Source organism: Dyella sp. SYSU CM1112, from assembly GCF_058216415.1.
Genome location: NZ_JBZEGI010000004.1, coordinates 1 through 20915, shown reverse-complemented (window position 1 = coordinate 20915; position 20915 = coordinate 1). Strand labels below are relative to the sequence as shown.

The 20915-nt window shown below is 60.1% G+C and carries 18 protein-coding genes and 1 pseudogene; 11 read left to right on the top strand and 8 right to left on the bottom strand.

All coding sequences use genetic code 11. From position 1 onward, the window contains the following. Positions 1 to 9: 9 nt before the first annotated feature. Positions 10 to 219, bottom strand: a pseudogene (locus AC4HNJ_RS07520) (LysR substrate-binding domain-containing protein); the annotation flags it as partial. A gap of 161 nt (positions 220 to 380) precedes the next feature. Here AC4HNJ_RS07520 and dld point away from each other — a divergent pair. Then, positions 381 to 2081 (top strand): D-lactate dehydrogenase, encoded by a 1701-nt coding sequence (dld, locus tag AC4HNJ_RS07515; RefSeq protein ID WP_490479192.1) that lies wholly within the window; start codon positions 381 to 383, stop codon positions 2079 to 2081. A 252-nt stretch (positions 2082 to 2333) separates the two neighbouring features. After that, positions 2334 to 3080, top strand: a complete 747-nt coding sequence (locus AC4HNJ_RS07510) for a ZIP family metal transporter (RefSeq protein WP_490478937.1) — start codon at positions 2334 to 2336, stop codon at positions 3078 to 3080. Positions 3081 to 3117: 37 nt separating this feature from the next. Here the strand turns inward: AC4HNJ_RS07510 and AC4HNJ_RS07505 are convergent, their stop codons facing one another. Together AC4HNJ_RS07505 and AC4HNJ_RS07500 are read right to left on the bottom strand one after the other, a co-directional pair. Continuing rightward, positions 3118 to 4263: an NADH:flavin oxidoreductase/NADH oxidase gene (locus tag AC4HNJ_RS07505; protein WP_490478936.1), complete on the bottom strand. Its 1146-nt coding sequence runs from the start codon at positions 4261 to 4263 to the stop codon at positions 3118 to 3120. 133 nt (positions 4264 to 4396) lie between these two features. Continuing rightward, a complete protein-coding gene (locus AC4HNJ_RS07500) occupies positions 4397 to 5278 on the bottom strand; it encodes a LysR family transcriptional regulator (RefSeq protein ID WP_490478935.1) in 882 nt (293 codons plus the stop codon). A gap of 137 nt (positions 5279 to 5415) precedes the next feature. On the opposite strand from AC4HNJ_RS07500, the gene AC4HNJ_RS07495 reads away from it, so the two are divergent. The 7 genes from AC4HNJ_RS07495 (at position 5416) to AC4HNJ_RS07465 (ending at position 11755) form a co-directional block, all read left to right on the top strand. Continuing rightward, complete coding sequence (locus AC4HNJ_RS07495; RefSeq protein WP_490478934.1) at positions 5416 to 5973, top strand: DsrE family protein; 558 nt, start codon at positions 5416 to 5418, stop codon at positions 5971 to 5973. 63 nt (positions 5974 to 6036) lie between these two features. Next, positions 6037 to 7038 carry a substrate-binding domain-containing protein gene (locus AC4HNJ_RS07490; protein ID WP_490478933.1) on the top strand — a complete coding sequence of 334 codons (1002 nt, stop codon included), beginning with the start codon at positions 6037 to 6039 and terminating at the stop codon, positions 7036 to 7038. Positions 7039 to 7090: 52 nt separating this feature from the next. Further along, positions 7091 to 8170 carry a TQO small subunit DoxD gene (locus tag AC4HNJ_RS07485; protein ID WP_490478932.1) on the top strand — a complete coding sequence of 360 codons (1080 nt, stop codon included), beginning with the start codon at positions 7091 to 7093 and terminating at the stop codon, positions 8168 to 8170. Between the two features lie 344 nt (positions 8171 to 8514). After that, positions 8515 to 8967 (top strand): precorrin-2 dehydrogenase/sirohydrochlorin ferrochelatase family protein, encoded by a 453-nt coding sequence (locus AC4HNJ_RS07480; protein WP_490478931.1) that lies wholly within the window; start codon positions 8515 to 8517, stop codon positions 8965 to 8967. A gap of 383 nt (positions 8968 to 9350) precedes the next feature. Beyond that, positions 9351 to 9914 carry a hypothetical protein gene (locus tag AC4HNJ_RS07475; RefSeq protein ID WP_490478930.1) on the top strand — a complete coding sequence of 188 codons (564 nt, stop codon included), beginning with the start codon at positions 9351 to 9353 and terminating at the stop codon, positions 9912 to 9914. 144 nt (positions 9915 to 10058) lie between these two features. Next, positions 10059 to 11210 (top strand): aminotransferase class V-fold PLP-dependent enzyme, encoded by a 1152-nt coding sequence (locus AC4HNJ_RS07470; RefSeq protein ID WP_490478929.1) that lies wholly within the window; start codon positions 10059 to 10061, stop codon positions 11208 to 11210. A gap of 128 nt (positions 11211 to 11338) precedes the next feature. Continuing rightward, positions 11339 to 11755, top strand: a complete 417-nt coding sequence (locus AC4HNJ_RS07465; protein ID WP_490478928.1) for a hypothetical protein — start codon at positions 11339 to 11341, stop codon at positions 11753 to 11755. On the opposite strand, the gene AC4HNJ_RS07460 is transcribed toward AC4HNJ_RS07465, so the two are convergent. The 5 genes from AC4HNJ_RS07460 to AC4HNJ_RS07440 all read right to left on the bottom strand — a co-directional run bounded on the left by AC4HNJ_RS07460 (position 11718) and on the right by AC4HNJ_RS07440 (position 16743). Then, positions 11718 to 12542 (bottom strand): YkgJ family cysteine cluster protein, encoded by an 825-nt coding sequence (locus tag AC4HNJ_RS07460; RefSeq protein WP_490478927.1) that lies wholly within the window; start codon positions 12540 to 12542, stop codon positions 11718 to 11720. The genes AC4HNJ_RS07465 and AC4HNJ_RS07460 overlap by 38 nt on opposite strands. Before the next feature lie 146 nt (positions 12543 to 12688). After that, entirely contained in the window at positions 12689 to 13741 is a 1053-nt protein-coding gene (locus tag AC4HNJ_RS07455) for a hypothetical protein (protein ID WP_490478926.1), read from the bottom strand. A 262-nt stretch (positions 13742 to 14003) separates the two neighbouring features. Next, positions 14004 to 14726, bottom strand: coding sequence for a DUF1223 domain-containing protein (locus AC4HNJ_RS07450; protein WP_490478925.1), 723 nt, complete (start codon positions 14724 to 14726; stop codon positions 14004 to 14006). A gap of 143 nt (positions 14727 to 14869) precedes the next feature. Then, entirely contained in the window at positions 14870 to 16288 is a 1419-nt protein-coding gene (locus tag AC4HNJ_RS07445) for a cryptochrome/photolyase family protein (RefSeq protein ID WP_490478924.1), read from the bottom strand. Between the two features lie 290 nt (positions 16289 to 16578). Next, a complete protein-coding gene (locus AC4HNJ_RS07440) occupies positions 16579 to 16743 on the bottom strand; it encodes a hypothetical protein (RefSeq protein WP_490478923.1) in 165 nt (54 codons plus the stop codon). 80 nt (positions 16744 to 16823) lie between these two features. Here AC4HNJ_RS07440 and AC4HNJ_RS07435 point away from each other — a divergent pair, with 80 nt between their 5' ends. Both AC4HNJ_RS07435 and AC4HNJ_RS07430 read left to right on the top strand, forming a co-directional pair. After that, positions 16824 to 17228, top strand: coding sequence for an RcnB family protein (locus tag AC4HNJ_RS07435; RefSeq protein WP_490478922.1), 405 nt, complete (start codon positions 16824 to 16826; stop codon positions 17226 to 17228). 880 nt (positions 17229 to 18108) lie between these two features. After that, entirely contained in the window at positions 18109 to 20499 is a 2391-nt protein-coding gene (locus AC4HNJ_RS07430) for a phosphoketolase family protein (protein WP_490478921.1), read from the top strand. Positions 20500 to 20915: the final 416 nt, after the last annotated feature.

Genomic DNA, 20915 nt, shown 5'->3' with positions numbered 1-20915 from the left:
ATGGGCAATCTAAGGCTTCGTCGCTCTGAGAATGCGTACGAAGTTCTGCACTATCGCGGACTTTTCGCGAACCCTATGCACCAGCGCTATGGTGGTGCGCAAGGCCTGATGCTTGATCGCATGATAGGTAACACCGTCGGCATGTATTTGCTGAATCGAGGAAGGAATCAACGCGACTCCGAAACCGGCAGCAACCATTTCAAGAAGCCATTCATAGGTATTGGATTCGGTACAGGCAACAACTTACGCTGGCGACACGTCAGTCACACATCGTCACTAGCATGATCAGCACAGGTCATGTTTTGCCGGGTCCCGCTGATCCCACGTAACGAAGGAGTTCCACCGTGTCCATCCCTTTTGAATGGCCGGCAGCCGCTTCGATAAAAGCGGGCGCCAGGCAGGATGATCTCGTCTCCGTTCTCGCGTCTATCGTCGGGAAAGAGCATGTGTTGACGTCCGAGAGCGCAACGCGTCGTTACCGGACGGGCTTTCGATTCGGCACGGGTAAGGCGCTGGCCGTGGTGCGGCCGGGCTCGCTGGTGGAACAGTGGGGCGTGCTCAAGGCATGCATCAATGCCAACGTCATTCTTATTCCGCAGGCATCCAATACCGGTCTCACCGGGGGTTCGACGCCCGATGGCGAAGACTACGACCGCGACATCGTCATTATCAGCACTAGTCGCATGAAGAAGGCTTACCTCGTCGAAGGCGGCAAGCAGGTCGTCTGTCTTCCGGGTGCGACACTGGACCAGTTGGAACACATGCTGCGGCCGATCGGTCGGGAACCGCATTCGGTGATTGGCTCCAGTTGCATCGGCGCTTCCGTCTTCGGCGGCGTGTGCAACAACTCCGGCGGTGCACTGGTCCGACGCGGCCCTGCCTATACGCAAATGTCGCTGTTTGCGCAGGTGGACGGCGCCGGCGAGTTGCACCTGGTCAACCATCTCGGCATTCGGCTACAAGGCCCCGAAGAAAAAATTCTTGCTCGCCTGGATCGCGGAGATATTCCGGCATCCGATGTGCTTCATGATGTGGCCGCGGGATCGGATCATCATTACGCGCAGCATGTGCGCCAGATCGATGAACCTACGCCGGCGCGCTTTAACGCGGACCCGCACCGGCTCTATGAGTCATCGGGATCGGCCGGTAAAGTGATGGTGTTTGCCGTGCGCCTGGACACGTTTCCGATCGAAAAGGACGCGAAAGTGTTCTACATCGGCACGAACAAAACCGACGAACTGACCGATATACGGCGGCATATTCTGGGTGCGTTCAAGCACCTGCCTATTTCCGGCGAGTATCTGCATCGCGATGCGTTTGCAGTGGCCGAGAAGTACGGCAAGGATACCTTCCTGATGATCCAGTACTTCGGCACGTCGCGTCTGCCCAGGTTATTCGGCGTGAAGGCGCGCTTCGACGCCCTCTTCGATCGGCTGGGTTTTCTTCCGGCACATTTGACCGATCGCATCATGCAGGCCTTGAGCCGCTTGTTTCCGAATCATCTTCCCAAGCGCATGAAGGAATTCCATGCGTCGTTCGAGCATCATTTGCTGCTCAAGGTTTCGGCTGAAGGCGCCGAGGAAGCACGCTCGTTTCTGACGAGCTACTTTTCCAAGGCCAGCGGACGCTTCTTCGAATGCACGAAAGAAGAAGGCGACAAGGCTTTTCTGCATCGCTTTGCAGCGGCGGGTGCCGCTATTCGCTATCGCGCGGCCCACCCACGGGAGGTGGAAGATATCGTCGCGCTGGACATCGCGCTTCCTCGCAACGAACAGCAGTGGTTCGAGACATTACCGCCGGACATTGAAGCGCCGATCATGATCAAGCTCTATTACGGCCACTTCTTATGCCATGTATTCCATCAGGACTACATTGTAAGAAAAGGCCAGGACTGCATGGACCTCGAACACCGGATGTGGAAGCTGCTCGACCGCCGCGATGCGGAATACCCGGCCGAGCATAATGTCGGCCACCTCTATCATGCCAAGCCCGCACTTCGTGACCATTACATGAGCCTCGATCCCTGCAACTGCTTCAACCCGGGCATTGGGCATACCTCCAAGCGCGCGCATTACGTTTAGAACCTGTCGCGCGATTTCAAAGCACCATACCTGTTCGCGATGGCCGCTGGCAGAACACCTTTGACGCGGCGATCCATGCTGTGAGTTCGCCTCCGTCACACCGATGCTGGCCGGGTACGGCACACGTGCCGGCAACAGGCAAAGGCGCCCGATGTGATGCGCGTGATACGAGGTCCGCTGCAACGGCCTCTCCATTCCCCCAATTTGTTATATTATAACAAATCTAGCGAACTACTTCCCGAAGTTGCATCCATGCCGCAAGTCATTCATTTTTTCAGTCTTTCCCTTGCCAGCCTTGGCGTCGCGGCTGCGTCGCTCACCGGCAGACTCGTCGTATGGTTGCCGAAACAGCGTCTGCTGGCGTGGCTGCCCTGGTTCCAGGCGATCGCCGCGGGCCTGCTGCTGGGCGATGCACTGATGCATATGCTGCCGGAAGCGATGGAACATGGTGTGTCGGCGGAACGCGTGGGCGACAACCTGGCGCTTGGCGTACTTGGCTTGCTGATCGTCGAATGCCTGGTGCGCTCGGTCAGCACGTCCATGGCCGTAGCCGTGTTTGCCCGCATGGACATCGTGGGCGACATCTTCCATCACCTGGTAGACGGCATCGTGATCGGCGCCAGCTTCATGATCGATAGGACACTGGGCGTAGTTGTTGCCTTGGCCATCATGGCCCACGAACTTCCACGGGAAGTCAGCAACGCGGGCGTACTGGTGGCCGGCGGCTACGAACCGCGGCGTGCATTCCTGTTATCTGTGGCGACGACGGCGGCCATTCCATTGGGTGCCATCGCCATCGCACTGATCGGGCAATCATCCCTTTTTCTCGGCACCAGTCTCGCATTGGCCGCAGGCACGACGATTTATCTCGCGTGCGGCGACGTGCTGCCTGGCGTGTGGAGGAACTTGCGCGAAGGCCACGGTTTCACGCCCGCGTTGGGCGTCGCGGCAGGTCTCGCGTTTATGTGGCTGGCTGCGGCGTTCGACCACGCGCACTAAACAGATAATGCACGTCCGTCGCCGTCGGAGCGGGCCGTCATTCGTCCGGCAACCAACGCGCTTCCGACTTCAATGGTCCATGCACACCAAACAACTGCTTGAACTGCGATGGCTGTGAGCGCAAGTACTGCTTGGGCGCGCGTACTTGCGCGCCAAGTACGGCGGCTGCATGCCACGGCCAGCGAGGGTCGTACAGCACCGTGCGCGCGAGTGCGATCATGTCCGCATCGCCGGTGGCGATGATCGCTTCCGCCTGCGTCGGCTCGGTGATCAAGCCGACCGCCACCACCGGCATGCTCACTTCCGCTTTCACCGCACGCGCCAGCGGAACCTGATAGCTCGGTCCCACCGGAATCTTCTGCGCAGGATGCAAACCGCCACTGGAAACATGGATGGCGTCGCAACCGCGCGCTTCGAGCGCCTTGGCGAAGACGATGATCTGTTCGACATCCAACCCGCCTTCCACCCAATCAGTGCCCGATACGCGTACCGTCACCACCTTGTCCGCCGGAAACGCAGCGCGTACTGCATCAAACACTTCGAGCGGAAAACGCATGCGGTTTTGCAGCGATCCGCCGTATTCGTCCGTACGATGATTCGACAATGGCGAAAGAAATTGATGCAGCAGATAACCATGCGCCGCATGCAGCTGCACGGCATCCACGCCAAGTCTGGCGGCGCGCTTCGCAGCCGCCACAAAGGCTTCGCGCACGCGCACCATACCTTCTTTATCCAGCGCTGCCGGTGTCTGATAACCATCATCGAACGCTAGCGCCGATGGCGCCTGGATCGGCCATCCATGCGGATGATCGGCGGCCATCGGTCCGCCACCAGCCCAAGGCACCTCCGTCGAAGCTTTGCGTCCGGCATGGGCCAGCTGCACTGCGATGGGCATGCTCGACCAGTGGCGGATGCCATCCAATACACGGCGCATGGCGGCTTCGGTCTGGTCGTCGTACAAGCCGACGTCCGCATACGTAATGCGCGCCTCTGGCAAAACCGCTGTCGCTTCGATGGTCAACAGCGCCGCACCGGACATGGCGAGATGGCCCAGGTGCATCAGGTGCCAGTCGTTCATGCAGCCATCCACGGCCGAGTACTGGCACATCGGCGCAATCACGATGCGATTCGCCAACGCCAGGTTGCGCACATGGATGGGTTTGAAAAGCGCTGGCTGAGCCATGTCGAAACTCCTGCAATAAATCATCTTGCCAGTGGGGATGGATCGCCTGGAACGAAAGTTATGCGAACGGGAATCTCGCAACCGGTGGCGGGCGACAACCAGACCCTTTGTGTATGGGCGCCTTCCTGGCTCCTCAAGTCACCTTCTTGAGGGTTTTGAGAAACGCTTCGCTGGTAGGGCCCACATGGGCGCCGGTCCGGCGGATGATGCTCAATGGCCGCAGCACTCTCAGCCGTTTGATGGGGAGTATTTGCAGGCTGCCTTCGCGCAGCTCCTGCGTCACGCTGATCAGCGGCAGCCATGCGATGCCGCCACCGTGCAAGGTAGCCTGCTTCAGCGCCTCGGTGTTGCCGAACTCCATCACGCTACCCTGCTGGATGCCGTTCTGTTCCAGCAGTTCGGCAATCAACTCGCGCGTGCCGGAACCTTTCTCACGCATCAGCAGCGGCTGGCCCGAAATATCTTCCAGCGCCAGGCGTTTTTTCTGCAGCAATTCGTGTTGTGCCGATACGACAGGTACCAACTCGTCTTTCTGGAAAGGCTCCGCTACCAAGCCGCTTACATGTAACGGGCCTTCGATGAAGCCAAGCGTGAAACGCATGTCCGCAACACCTTGCGAAACCTGCGCGGTATTGCCGACATACATCGCAATACGCACGCCCGGATTGGCGCGGCGAAACACCGCCAGCATGCGCGGCAGAAGATAAGTGCCCACCGTATTGCTGGCACCGATCGACAGCAGCCCCTGACGGGCGTCGGCGATTTCCCGCATGGCCGACTCCGCCATGCGGGAAATATCGAACAGGCGATTCGCATAGTCGCGCAGCACTTCGCCCGCGTGCGTCAGGCGCATGCCGCGCGGCATGCGTTCGAACAAAGTCACGCCGAGGCGCGCCTCAAAATCCTTCAGTTCCCGCGATAGCGCGGGCTGGGAAATGTAAAGCCGCTGCGAGGCGGCGGAAATGCTGCCGGTCTCGGCAATCGCATGAAAGACGGCAAGGTGATGGAGGTTCATATGCATTTAATGCATGAGTCGATGGCATTAATTGTATTAGCTCTATGTCGCGGCCGGAGCAAGACTACGCGCCATCCACCGCAGCCCGAACGCTCTGGCCAATGGCTACGGATGTCCACCGAGTAAAGGAATTCGCCATGCGCACTTTCACGACCCTCCTTGCCACCGCCGTTCTTGCCACCGCCTCCGTCACGGCCAGCGCCGGCGATACTTCCGCGTCGTTCTGGGCCACGCCCACCATCACCGGCTACGGCAAGATTCATTATTTGCCCAATGCTGCGTACAAGCCGCAGCGTGACCAGACCTATCGGATTGTTTTCGCGCTTACTCAGGCGCCTAAATCACCGAATCAAGTCAATCCGGCACTGGATCACGTCGCCCGCACCGTCAACTTGTATGCAGCTGCCGGTGTTCCCCTCGATCATCTGAAGTTCGTGGCCGTGGCCTATGGCGCCGCGACACCGCTGGCGCTGGATGACGCGCACTATCGCGCCGCCTACGGTGTGGCCAATCCCAATCTTGCCCTGATTACCGAACTGCACCATGCAGGCGTTGACGTCGCCGTGTGCGCCCAAGCGGTTGCGGAACATCACTTCCAATACGGCTGGATCGCGCCCAGTGTCACCTTGGCGCTTTCCGGCCTGACCACCGTCACCACGCTCGAAACCCAGGGCTATAGCCTCATGCAGATGTAAGGCCGCCCGCATCGCGGTTTGCACGGATGCCGAACGCATCGCAAGCATCTTCTGGAGAAAATCATGTCGATCAAACTCTCAGCGGCCATCGCCGCCTGGGCACTGGCCCTTGCTGCCCACGCAAGTCCCCTGCCCAATACCTCCGCCCTCCCTCAAAGCGCCAACGCTGCCAGCGAAAAGTTCGCGCCGCCATGGCAACACGGCGAAAACAACGACGCAGCCCATCGCGGCTTCGAGTTCACCGTACCCGATGCGGACAACCTCGCCGATTTCCACGGCAACCCTTTGCATCCCGCGCTATCGCTCTACGTCGGCGGCAATTACTTCTTCGCGATGGCGCCGCTCGTTGCCGCTTTTGAAGCGAAATACCCCGAATACAAAGGGCGCCTGTATTGGGAAACCATTCCCCCTGGCCTGCTCGTACGCCAGATGAAAGCCGGCGGCACGGTCACCGTCGGCAACATGACCTGGACTGTGAAACCCGATGTCTACCTGGCCGGACTCAAGGCCGTGCAGAAGCAAATCGGCACCGGCATGTTGCAGGCCCCGGCTGTGCCGTACGTCACCAATACGCTGACCATCATGGTGCCCGCCGGCAATCCCATGCACATTACCGACCTGTCGAACCTGAGTCGCCCGAGCTTGCGATTGGCCATGCCCAATCCGGAGTTCGAAGGCATTGCACGACAGATCCAGGCATCGTTGATCAAGAGCGGCGGCAAGACGTTGGAGACCGCGGTGTACGACACCAAGGTCAACCAGGGCAGCACCGAACTGACGCACATCCACCACCGGCAAACGCCGCTGTGGATCATGCAGGGACGCGTGGATGCAGGCGTGACCTGGCAATCGGAAGCGATCTTCCAGGAACGTGCCGGCCATCCGATCAGCCACGTCGATATTCCCGCCAGTGAAAACACCACGGCCGTCTATGCCGGCGCCATCGTGAAAGGCACGCCGCACACGGTCGCCGCCCAACGCTGGCTGGATTTCATCCGGTCGAAGGAAGCCTTGGCGATTTTCCAGCGCTACGGCTTCAAGCCCTATACCGCTGCCGCGCACTGAGCGCGTACCGGCGCGACATTTCTCATCGCGCCGGGCCACAGGACATTTATTTATGCAAACCGCATCGCCTGCCATCAAACACACTCCCGACTTTCAACACGCATGGCACCTGGCCGCCATGGCGCTCGTCACCGTCCGCTTCGTGCAGGGCTGGATCTACTGGGGTGGCGGTTCGCGCCGCTTCTTCTACGCACCCTCCAAGCTCGACCCGCATGCGCAGCATTGGATGGCTTACAAATTCCAGACCGCCATGCCCGGCGCGCTGCTTGGCATGGGACACGTGGTTTCCTGGCTCCTGCAGCATTTCGTGTGGCTCTATGCCAGCGTGATTTTCTTCAGCGCCATCGAATTGATTGCCGGACTCATGCTGATAACCGGCACGCTGACACGCCTCGCTGCCGCCTGCTCGATCGGCCTGGCCTTCATGCTGATGCTGCTGTTCGGCTGGCAAGGCGCCACCTGCATCGACGAATGGACGATGGCGGCCTGCAACTTCGGCATGGGCATCACGCTGTTGCTCGCCGGCGGCGGCGCCTGGTCGGTGGATAGCTGGCTGGCCCGCACGCGTCCGCAACTGGCGCAAGCGCGCTGGTTCCAGTGGCTCGGCGGCGTCGCGCCCTTGCCCATCAGCGATAAAGCCTTCAAGAAAACCAGCGCGGTGTTGTTCGCTCTCAGCGTGATCTTCATCGTCGGCACCTATGACTACTATCGCGGCTCCGTCGTATCGCCATTTCATGGCGGCCCGGTCAGCCCCACTGCTCATCATTGGGCATTGAGCGAAGGCCAACTGACCGCGGATGGACACGTCCGCTTCAAGGCCTACGTGGATGCGGGCACGCCGGAAGCGCCTTCCGACATCGTTCGCGCAGCACTGACGGATGCAAAGGGAAAGCTGATCCAGAGCTGGAATGCCGCGCAACTGTCCGCGCTACCCAAGGCGGCCTTCCGCAACGACTATGCCTACCAGAAGATCCACACCGGACCCTTCGGCCTGATCGGTCCGATCGGTTCCAAGGCAACGCTGACCCTGCCGGCCACACAACCCTCGCTCTCTCTGGCAAGCGGTCATTACCTGCTGCAACTCACCTCGGTGAATGGCCGCGCATGGACACTGCCGCTCAACCTTCCCTGACATCGTCACGCCAGGCAACGGCAGCCATGATCGGTTGGTCATGGCTGCCTGCCTGATGACGATCTGCCCTACAGTGCAGGCCCTGCACACTTACGATCTGCCCACACTCGCCCTACCGGCCCTCGATGGTCGCGTCGTCCATCCCTCAAGCTCGAAAACACCGGTCGACCGCGCCGCATCTTTCAGCGGCGTCAATGCCACACCAAGCACGGTCGGTGCCGTCGCCGGATCGCCATCTTCTCTAGCGTACGATCGCATCCCGTTTACGCGCGGCTCACACGCCTTCTCGCGCTTCCTATACACGGCACCGCTCATGATCTCCGCGGCTTGAGTCAGGCACAGCCATGAACCTGTTTCCCTTGCTGGTCAATCTTCAGAACATCACCGTGCTCGTGGTGGGTGGAGGCGCGGCGGCCGAACATGTTGTAGACGTCCTGCTTCACTCAGGCGCCAAGGTCGAACTCGGCGCGCCGCGCATTTCCCGTCGTCTTGCGGCGTGGTCGCGCGCGGGGCGCATCCACTATCGCAAAGGACTGTTCCATCCCGACTGGCTGGACGACGTATGGCTGGTCGTCGCTGCAACATCGCATCAAGCGGTGGATACCGAAATCGCTGCGCAAGCTTGCATGCGACGCATCCTCGCTTATGTCGCCGACAACGCGGCCTTGTCGCGCTTTCAGATACCCGCTGTGGAAGAGAAGCGCTGCACGTTCGCCCACCAGGTTGTTCCAGCCGATATCGTCGACGCGTCGATGCCCCACGCAGGCACGTACAGCCGCTCACCGCGGCCTCGATAACGAGGACGGCGCGATCTCGCATCGCCCATAACTGCTGACCTTACGAGCCATCCAAGCCGTGCTGCACTCGCCATGGCGCGACACCGCGCGTGGGCGGCGATGTTCATGCATGGCGTTCGACACCCTGTGGGGCATCGCAGACCAGACATTCAGGCGGCTATGCAGGGCTGGAATCATCCATGCATCAAAGGCATGGATAAGTTAGAAACATTGCATTTTTAGCCATGCTCACATCGGCGCACACTTCTTTTGCGCCAGGAAAAAACGAATCGAAACCGAAACGTTTTCGACATGGCACTGGGCACGAGGGCAAGCACAGCGCCTCACCCAACATTCTTCGCTAACGCCTGCACGGCAGGCGCCGAACGACAGAGGATCCGATCATGAACACTGCAAACCTTCATTCCATAGGCTCTCGCGCCCTGATGCTGCTTCCGCTTGCATTCGCCATGGCAGGCTGCCAAGGCACTTTGCATACGCGCTGGGCAGAGCAAGCCGACACTTACGACCGCTGGGCTCCGCAGATGGCGACGCTACCCGTCGAAGTGCATGGCACCATTCCCGGCCTGAGTCATGCCGAGACGGTGGCGCACATTCCGCAAGGCACAACCGCCAGGCGCTTTTCAGCCGAGCAACCGACGGCGCCCGGGCTGACTATCGCACCTCGCGTCGTGCTTTATGTCGGCGGCGACACACTCCCCACTAACAGCAGCTATTGCAGCGCCTCACCCGAGCTGCGCAGCGTCCACCACCACAAGGACGACGTGATGCTAGCTGCCGCCTTGTGCGACGGTCCCCGTCTCATCGATCGGTCCCGGCGCGTGGTGAACGCGGATCACCTCAGTGCAGCTGACCTGGATACCACGATCAAGAGCGTCGAGTCGCAATTACTGTTCGGGCTGACCGTCAGCCAGGCACAAACGCCGCCTGAAGATAACAACGGCTGATGCGTTCCGGGTGGTTGTTGCCATGACTGCTCGCCGAGGTGCCCGACTTCAGGCACTCGGCGAGCGGCTCAAAACAGTGTGTGATGGCAACCTGTCACGGATACACGTATTTCTCATTGGTTTTCGCACTCAAAGAGCCTCGCCATGTACTACCTCGACAATGCCGCCACTTCATGGCCCAAGCCGGAGACCGTGTATCAAACCCTTGATGCAGGTTTTCGCCATTTCCTCAGCGCGAAGCGCGGAACGTCCCGCATCTCGCGCGAAGGTGCGCTCACGCTCAACGAGGCGCGGCAGGCGCTGGCCGATCTGTTTCACATAGAAAACCCCTCGCAGATTGTTTTCACCGGCGGCTGTACGCAATCGCTCAATCTCGCTGTGCAGGCGTTTCCGTGGCAGCCGGGCGATGGTGTCGTGATAAGCGCGCTCGAGCACCATGCGTTGTCCCGCCCGGTGAGGAAGATGGTGCGCGACAAGCAGATCGAACTCTATGTCGTTCCCTATAGCGACAACGAACCCTTCCGTCTGGACGCATACGAGAAGCTGCTGCAAACCAAGCCGAATATCCGGCTGGTTGCGACGACACATGCCAGCAATGTCATCGGTTCGGTGCTTCCGGTCGAGCAGATCGGGCGCCTCGCCAGGCAATACGGAAAACGTTATGTGCTGGATGGCGCCCAGTCTGCCGGAGTGTTACCCATCGACGTGCAGCAGTATCAGGTGGACATGCTGGCGATTCCTGCTCACAAATCACTCTACGGTCCTCCAGGCATCGGTGCGCTGTACGTCAGTGACGATGTGGCACTGCCGCCCTTTATGGAAGGCGGAACCGGCAGCGACTCCGGTGAACACCTAATGTCACGCATCATGCCGGACATGCTGGAGGTAGGCACCCTTCCCGTCCCGCAAATCCAGGCCATGGCAGCCGGCGCTCACTGGGTGATGGACACCGGCCTCGACGCCATTCGCCAGCACGAAACACATCTGCTGGACTCTTTGCTGCAAGGGCTCGCAGAGATTTCCGGTGTGTGCATCTACGGCCACACCGATGTTCAGCACAAGACACCGGTAGTGTCATTCAACCTGACGGGAAAGCATCCCAAAGATGTCGGGCAGCTGTTGTTCGATCGCTATGACATCGCATTGCGCGCCGGTTTTCATTGCGCCCCCATGGCGCACGAGGCCATCGGCACATTGCCTTTGGGCGGCACAGTACGCGCCAGCCTCGGTTATTACACCACCCAGGCGGATGTCGATGCGCTGCTCTCCGCCCTCCGCGAACATGCGCGCTGGTAATCACGCTAACCATCGGCACCGGTCGTCCCGCTGTAACGCAGGCACGATCTAAGCGAAAGAACAGACGGAATGCCCCGCGAGCCGCTGCCGCGCTGCGCTCCGCCCTCTCTCAGAACGCGAGCAACCCTATGCACCCGTCCGCTTCGTCCGACCACACGCTGTCCACCGTCCTGGCACGCCTGGGAGGATTGATGTATGCCGCCTGGGGCATCTTTCACGTCCGCGTTGCATGGGACATCTATGAACTAGGCCATGCCCAGTCCGGGCTTGCCCAAGGCCGCATTTATCAATTGGCCGCCTACATGCTGACGATTGCCCTGTTCGTCTGCATCGTCGGCCTCAGCTTGAATTGGCGCAATGATCGGCGCGGCTATTGGCTCAACCTGTGCGTAGCCGGCTGGGCGGATTCCATCTGGGTGGCCGTCGTGGTGCTGCCGGGATATGTCGGCCTGGTTCGCGGCCTGGTGCCACCGGCCATCTTCGTCGCCGGTGCCCTTCTCACCAGCATCAGCTATCGGCTGCGTGCCCGCTCGACGCGGGGTTAACGTCCGCCGGGTTCCCGATAGTGTCTGCCTGAAAACCAATATATCCCGTCGATCCCGCCGGCGAACTGGCCACCCAGCGTGATTCGGCACCCACCGACCGGAGCACCCGCACGCTGTTGTCCTGATTGGATCGGATTACCCAGGATGGACGTGCCTCCGCATCCTGCTGCTTGTCCAAACCTTGAAGCGCTTCAAGCAGCTGCTTGGCGGCAGGTGCGTGCACGGCGAATCCTTCGTTTGAAAGACCCGCCCCTGCGATACCGAGCTTGCCGCACAGCATCTGCATGGCATGCGCCTGCTGCACCCCTTCTTCGCGCAGTTGCACGATCTGGTGGCGGGTCTCGGCATCGACGACTTCGCCATCACGCAGCAAAGGTGCGGATGCTGTCCATGCTTCGGGTGGACAAAGCTTGTTGGCCGGCGAGAACGCTATGAACGGATTGATTTCGGCCGGGTAAATACGACAAGCATGCGGCCGCTCCGCATAGATATTGCACCGAAAGTCCGCTTTCAGATTGGGACAGGCCCCAGCATAGACCGCGGTCAGCGTAGCGATCACACGTATCGGCAAATCACCGCTTCGTGCCGCAAACGACCGGCGCCGCTTGTAGGCCGCCAGGCCATTGGAAGGATCCGGTTCCTCCGGCCACGGTATGGCTTCGCATAGCAGCTCAATCACGCCGTTGCCGCGCATCAACCACGCGATCGCCTCGCGGGGCGTCAAGGGAAGGCGCAGGTCATGGCAACACTTGCCACACGACGTACATCCGAAATTGAAATCTGCCATGTTTCTCCTTTCGCTTCGGATGCCGACACTCGTCGCCGTCCTCGTACCTTGCTGCCGCCAGCCTGCCGTCCGGGCCTCATGAAGGCAGCCATCGTGCCTCCTCTGACGGAGGCACGACAGCTTGGCATGGCCGGCAAACGCCAACCTTACTCGTTGAAGCCCTGATCCTCACGCACAATCGCTATGCCGTTCGTGGCCGCGCTGGGGATCGTGGCAAGCCCTTGCAGCGTGAAATTGCCATCGCCGTCCACATTGAAAATGGAAACGTGCGAGACACTTCCATTCGCGTCGATCACAGCGGCCAGGTTTTCTTGATACGTAATATCCGTGGGATCACCACTGAACTTGGCGACCACCGCTGCGTCCTGGATGATCTTCTGGCCGTAGACCACATAACGCGATACCGACTGGCTGGGAGAATTGGCAGAGAACAGGAACGGGCCATCAAGCGTCACCCAGCACGGCGCCGACTGCGTACCGGAGCTCGTCACGGTGAGCACGGCATCATTGCGCACCAGGCTGATCTCGTTGGCATGCGCAATGGACACATATGCATCAGCGCCGCGCGTCGCCAGACCGAAAGGCGCGTTGACGTTGGAAGGAATATTCGCCACCAGTTTCGTCGTGCCGCTGACCGCGCCACGGCCATCCAGATTGACGGTTTCGATCGCATTGCTCTTCTCGGTCAGCATCAGCTGCCCCGGCAGCACACCCACCTGAGCCGCCGAACCGTCGCCAATGACCAGCTTCGCCTTGCCATCTGCGGTCGATTCGACGCCATTGCTATCGATGCGATGCGATTCGATATAGCCGGCCGTCAGGATGTACAGATGATCGTTGCCGAACGCGACGCTGACCGGATTGGTGAGCGCGGGCACCAGTTTCTCGAAACGCAACCCATTCTGGCCACGCTCTTTATCAAATACGGAAACATTGCCGGAACCAAAATTGACCACGGCCAGCTGATCGTGATCTTGCGCAATGCCGCCGGCATTGCCGCTCACGCCACCTTCACCGTGCGTCGGCACCTGCCCCAGCAGGGCGCCGTGCGTGTTGTAGATCAACAGCTGATTTTGCGCAGTATTGGATGCCGTCACGACGAAAACATCATTGTCCCTCGACAACGAACTGTCCTGTGCGTAGAGCGAACCGGCAATCAGCAAGGAAAGCAAAGCCATGCCACAAAGTGTCTTTTTCATGCGTACGTCCTCAATCGAACCAAAAGAGTGATCCCCCTGACCCGATGCGCAGTCAGGGAACCGGCGCATCGGGCTCTAGTTCTTCGTCGAGGAACAAACGAGGTTACGAATGCGATGCGCGAAAAATGTCGACGCGAGCACATTCCGGCAACGCCGCTCTCCAGCACATGCATCAAGACATCCTTGTATCCATGCACAAACATATAGCGTGCACATGCCTGCGCCGCACATGGCGCATGCCGATGTTTCGCGTATGCCGTTGTCAGGGCCGGCTGTCTTGTATCGATGCGCTTAGAATGTCTCCACCGCCACGCACTTGAACGAGCGCCGCTGTCATCAGATGAGACATGGAAGGCGGCGGCAGCGCGTAAGCCTGTTCATTTCCACGCCACGATCCCAGACGGATGAGTTCACGTACGACGTTACGCTGCGGCAAGGTAAGGCCACTGTTTTCGCCGCCGCCGATTGCCACGTGCAGCGTGCGCGGGTCATAACGCACCAGCCATACCTCACCGGCTCTATTCGTCGGCGCGGACTTCACGATAACCTGATCTTTCGACCACGCAATCGATGGTCCATCGCTGTCGGCGTGATCGATGGCGTCATCAAGGCGACGGCGATCATTCCCGATCAAATCCACATCGCCATTGACGTAGACCTGGGGCGTCCAGACCGTATCGCGGCTGCGATAGTGCGCGTAGTCCCATTGCCGCGCCGTATTGGCTTCGCTCGCGAACGTGTCCTTCCAGCCGAGACCGTCCCAGTAAGTCACGCCATAGGAAAGGGCCAATACGCCGGGCTCGCCGGCAATCGCGTTGAGGTTCGCCTCTGCTGGCGGACACGATGAACAACCCTGGCTTTGAAACAGCTCTACGACAACAAGCTTCTGCGGCGGCAACGAAGATGGTTCCTGAGCCGAAGCGATACCGCACAGAAGCACAAGACCTGCGGCAATCATCCGGTACATCGATATGAGACGGGGCATGGGAATCCTTGCTTGGTGCGAGCAGCCGTCTCCGTGCACGGCTGCCCATTCATGCACTTCTTCGCTCCCCCATGCCCGGGAGTTACGCCGTCCCGACAGATCGCTGACGTACGGCGCATCCGTGGATACGCTCGCGCAGACGCTCAGGCTTCACGCAAGGACTGATACGCACTCAATGCCGCATCCCGCGTCGCGGCCAGGTCGACCATTGGCGCCGGATAACCGGTGCGTCTGATCACCTCGGGATCCTTCCATGGTTCGTGCAGCAGGCTGATGGGCAAGCTCGCAAGCTCGGGCAGCCATCGGCGCAGGTAGACACCCTGTGGATCGAATTTCTTCGCCTGAAGCACCGGATTGAACACGCGGAAATACGGTGCCGCGTCGACCCCGCAGCCCGCGACCCACTGCCAGCCCAGTGTGTTGTTGGCCAAATCTGCATCCACCAAGGTATCCCAGAACCATTGGGCACCGCACAGCCAATGCTGGCGCAGGTTCTTAGTCAGAAAGCTCGCTACGGCCATACGCACGCGGTTATGCATCCAGCCGGTATGCCAGAGTTCGCGCATGCCTGCGTCCACCAGCGGAATACCGGTGCGCCCCTGCTGCCAGCGCTTCAACCGTGCCTCGGTGGCTGGCTCCCAGGGAAAATCAGCAAAACGTGGATTGAAGCTTTCGGTCAGCGTGTGCGGATAGTGGAATAGCACGTGGTAAGCGAATTCGCGCCAACCCAGTTCGCGCAGATAGGGCTCGATGTCCGGACGCCGGCGTGCCGTGAAACGCTGCATGTATTGATGCAGCGCATAATAAATCTGCCGCGGCGATATTTCGCCAAAATGCAGATGAGGAGAGAGGCGCGAGGTACCGTGACGGCCCGGCATGTCGCGCGCCTCTGCATAGTTGACCATGGCGTCTTCACAAAAAAGTTGTAACGCCTCGTGCGCACCGTGCTCGCCGGGACGCCAGTGTTCTGCCAGACCCGTATCCCAGCGAGCCTGCGGAAGCAGTTCGAAATCCGATAGCGGCAATCCGACCGGAAACTCGATCCAGTGGATATCCGCAGGCTCCGGCCATGGCGGAGTGAGGGTAATCTGCGGTCGCGCGCTTCGCCAGTAAGGTGTGAAAACGCGATAGGGATCGCCCTGCCTGGTCTGCACCTGCCAGGGTTCCGACCAGAGATTGGCCGAATAGCTGTGCACCGCAACACCCTGGTCGCGCAATGCCGCCTTGATCTGCCGGTCGCGCTCGATGGCCCACGGTTCATACCGTCTGCTCCAGAACACCGCCTCGGCGCCCGTGCGCTTGATGATGGAACGCAGCACCGCCAGCGTATCGCCCTTGCGCAGATGCAAAGCCGATCCGCGTTCACGCAGTTGCGTCCGCAATGCATCGAGCGAGTGATGAAGCCACCAGCGGCTGGCAGCTCCCATCTTCCACGGGTCTTCTTCCTCTTCCCCATAGATATAAAGCGGCAAAACGCGCGTATATGCCGCATTCGCAGCCACTAACGCGGTGTTGTCGAGCAACCGCAAGTCGCGACGAAAAAGCATGATCGCAAGCGTCATGGCAACACCCATCTTGCGTGACGATCGATATGAACAACCATGCGCACTGTCCCCCTAGCGTTTCACCGTCCCTCATCGAATCGCAGTGGCGCTGCCATGGACGCCCTCCATCCCTGGCAAGGTAACGAGCCGTGGCGTGATGGGCTCGTCGAAAACCCTGCCAGCGGGAAAAACCACCTGTCCCGGAGTATCCCCACCCCGCTCCTGCACGATCATAGCCCGTTCGCTGCGATGAAGAACGCATCCTGGCTTGCTTGCGCCGGCCGCGATGGCATGAGTGGCGCAATCACTCAGAACCGGGCCTGAACTGCGCGGCCTTTTAGTGGCATGACGAAGCAGACGTCTTTCGAAGACTCGCTCACAGACGTCACGGCCACCATGTCATGGATCGTTGCTGCAAAAAAGAGCGATGCCGCTCGCAAAGCGGCGGTCATGGAAGGATGCTGTTCAGTCAAGTGCGCTAGTCTCCTCTTCGGCCTCGAGCAGTCGAGCGTACGACTGCACGATCACTCTGGCCCATGGGGACCTTCACACGATGAAACAAAAGCTACTCGCAGCCGCATTCATTCCCTTTTTTGCGCTGACCTTCACGGCTTCCGCAGTGATGGCGCACAGCTATGACCAGGGCCAGGACTGGCATGGCGACGACCATGACCATGGCGATCACGATGATCATGGCCACCATGATGACCACGATGCTCACTGGCACGGCAATGAGCATGACGCCCACGGTCACCATGGGGGCTGGGATAGGCATTACGGTCGCGGCGACCACTTGCCCGAGCGCTACCGTGGACGGGAATTCTATGTCGACGACTACGCGCGCTATCACCTGCACGCACCGCCGGTGGGCTATCACTGGATTCGCGGCGACAACGGTCAATTCGTGCTGGTGGCACTGGCGACCGGCCTGATCGTGCAGGAAATCATCGGGCACTGATCGCGTTCTGGCGCTGGCTTAGCTGACGACAGTCCCGCCCTGTGCGGGACTGTTTTTCCCCGATACGTTGTGTTCCTGGTTGATCCTTGCCATGCGATCGCTTCGATGCGCGGCGCCTCTGGCAACGGTCCTGATCCCACCCGGCCATCCGCCAAGGCGTGCATGGATCTCACGCTCGCACCCGTCGTGCAGCAGCACATTTTCGTGCAGTGCAGTGCAATGCATACCCGTTCTGCAAACGGCCTTGATCTGCGTGCACCAACGAGCCGTTAATCATCCAAAGCCGTGCACTCGCACGCTTATCTTTGCCGAAAAATCCACGCTGCCTCGGCGCCACGCCCGCCATGCAGAACGCATCTGGTCATCATGGTTGCACTTGCCACCCGTCGCCATGATGAAAAATGTCGCCGATCTCCTCGAACGACGCTTTCAACTGCGTCAACCACGCTGCTGTCTGCGTGCTCTTACAAAAGCGCGTGATACGTCCCTGACAGCACCCTGTGTCCGCCTCGTGCAAGAACAATAGCGCGACGAGCGTTCCGCTTGATCCTGATCAAGTCGCGGCATCACGCACCGCACAATGCTGTGCGTGCGGTCGGGGAAGGTGATTCGGTACACCGTGGCCTCTGCGCCACGCGCCTTGCCGAATTCCACATGCGGTGACCGCACTGCCGCCATCCGCGGGCGTGGACAGCGCGCGGACGGCGGCAGGTTTTGCCGATGTTTTCACGGCGGCATTCCATGACGGATTGATTTACGTCAATGCTTCGTGGGCTAAAGCATCGCAGCCTAAACGGCATGCCCGACTCTCGCTCATCCCCTCGACATCCGGCTGACCCGTGCCAGCTGCGCCATGCCGTCGATCATCAGGAGCGCTTTCATGCCAACACCGCTGTCACCCCAACACGTGGAACAAATGGACGCCTACTGGCGTGCCGCCAATTACCTCGCCGTGGGCCAGATCTACCTGCGCGACAATCCTTTGCTGGAAGAGCCATTGAAGCGCGAGCACATCAAGCCGCGCCTGCTTGGACACTGGGGCACCACTCCCGGCTTGAACATGCTCTACGTGCATCTCAACCGGCTGATCAAACAGCATGATCTGAACATGATCTTCGTCACCGGTCCCGGCCACGGCGGCCCGGCCCTGCTGGCGCAAACCTATCTGGAAGGTTCGTATACCGAGCGGTATCCCGCGATCGAGCGCAGCCGCAACGGCATGCAGCGTTTGTTCCGGCAATTCTCCTGGCCTTACGGCGTGCCGAGTCATGTGGCACCGGAAACGCCCGGCTCCATCCACGAAGGCGGCGAGCTCGGCTATTCGCTGGCGCATGCCTACGGCGCCGCGTTCGACAATCCGGATTTGATCGTGGCCTGCGTCGTCGGCGATGGCGAAGCCGAAACCGGTGCCCTCGCCACCAGCTGGCACTCCAACAAATTCCTCAATCCGGCGCGTGATGGCGCCGTGCTGCCGATCCTGCACTTGAACGGCTACAAGATCGCCAATCCGACCGTGCTTTCGCGCATCCCCCGTACCGAGCTGCTGGATCTGTTTCGCGGTTACGGATACGAACCCTACGTTGTCGAAGGTCACGATCCTCACACGGTGCACCACGAGCTTGCCAGTACGCTCGACGACATCCTTGCGCGCATTCAATCCATTCAACGCGCTGCACGCACCGGTGATACGACATGCAAACGCCCGCGCTGGCCCATGCTGGTGTTTCGCACACCCAAGGGCTGGACCGGCCCCAAGGAAGTGGACGGACTGCCAGTGGAAGGCACCTGGCGTTCGCATCAGGTGCCGCTTGCGCACTTTGAAAATCCTCAGCACGTCCAGCAGTTGGAAACATGGATGAAGAGCTATCGGCCCGAACAGTTGTTCGATGAAAACGGTCGGTTTCGCCAGGAAATCGCCGCCATTGCACCGACCGGCCATCGGCGCATGGGCTCCAATCCGCACGCCAACGGCGGCGAGTTGCTGAAGCCCTTGCAGTTGCCGAGTTTTCGCGAGCATGCCATCGATGTGCCACAACCGGGCGCGGTGCAAGGCGAAGCCACGCGGACACTCGGCGGCTTTCTGCGCGAAGTGATGCGGCTCAATCTGGCTGAGCAAAATTTCCGCCTGTTCGGGCCCGATGAAACGGCTTCGAATCGACTGGATGCGGTCTATGACGTTTCCGGCAAGGAATGGATGGCCACCATCGAACCCTCCGACGATCATCTCAATCGCGACGGTCGCGTGATGGAAGTGCTCAGCGAACATCTTTGCGAAGGCTGGTTGGAAGGCTATCTGCTCACCGGACGCCACGGCTTCTTTTCCTGCTACGAAGCGTTTATCCACATCGTCGATTCCATGTTCAACCAGCATGCGAAGTGGTTGAAGGTGGCGCGGCATATTCCCTGGCGCACACCGGTCGCATCATTGAACTACCTGCTCACGTCGCATGTGTGGCGACAGGATCACAATGGCTTTTCGCATCAGGATCCCGGCTTCATCGACATCGTCGCCAACAAGAAGGCAGAGACCGTCCGCATCTACTTGCCACCCGATGCCAACTGCCTGTTGTCGGTCGCCGATCATTGCCTGCGCAGCCGCAACTACGTCAACCTGATCGTTGCCGGCAAACAGCCTTCCTGGCAGTGGCTGGACATCGATGCGGCCGCGAAACATTGCGCGGCCGGCGCAGGCATCTGGGAGTGGGCCAGCAATGACAACAGCGATCCCGATGTCGTGATGGCGTGTGCCGGCGACGTGCCTACGCTCGAATGCCTGGCTGCCGTATCGCTATTGCGCGACTACCTGCCCGATATCCGCATCCGCGTCGTCAACGTGGTGGACCTGATGGTGCTGCAACCGCAGTCCGAACATCCGCACGGATTATCCGACCGCGACTTCGAAGCGCTGTTCACCGCCGACAAACCGGTGATCTTCGCCTATCACGGCTATCCGACACTCATCCACAAGCTCACCTATCGCCGCCGCCACGCCGACCGCATCCACGTTCGCGGCTACAAAGACGAAGGCACCACCACCACGCCCTTCGACATGGTGGTGCTCAACAACCTCGACCGCTACCAGCTCTCGCTCGACGCCATCAGCCGCATTCCGCGTTTCAACGCGCAGGTACCCACAGCCACCGCGCGCTATTGGTCGATCATGGAAAAGCACAAGCTCTACATCAGCGAATACGGCGAAGATCTCCCAGAAGTGCAGCATTGGCAGTGGCCGATACACATCGAAGCCAACGTGCTTTCTTCGGTGCGATAAAAGCCGCTGCGGACGCGATTCGAACATCGCGATCCGATGGGACCAATCCCGTACCTTCGCGATACGCAGCTCACCCTCTCCTGTCGCGCAGCAGAGGGTGACGTGGCTTGAGCCTGCCGCCATCAAATCCGGTGGCGACCGTGTCCCGTGCGTGCCTATTTATCGGCTGGCCACACTTTGAGACTGTTCGGGCTTTTGCGCCCCCACATGCAAGCCCTATGTTCCCTGCCTCATTTGCCTGACGCGCGCCGCTTCTTCCGCGCGTCATCACTACAGGGAACTTCACATGTCCGGTCATCAGGACATCCTTGCTGCGTCGTCGCACGGCTTTTCTCACCAGACCTACTTCACCGATGTCCCCGGTGTCAGCGGTGCCGAAGCACTGGATGTGGTGTCCTTCGACGTGCACGAAGCCC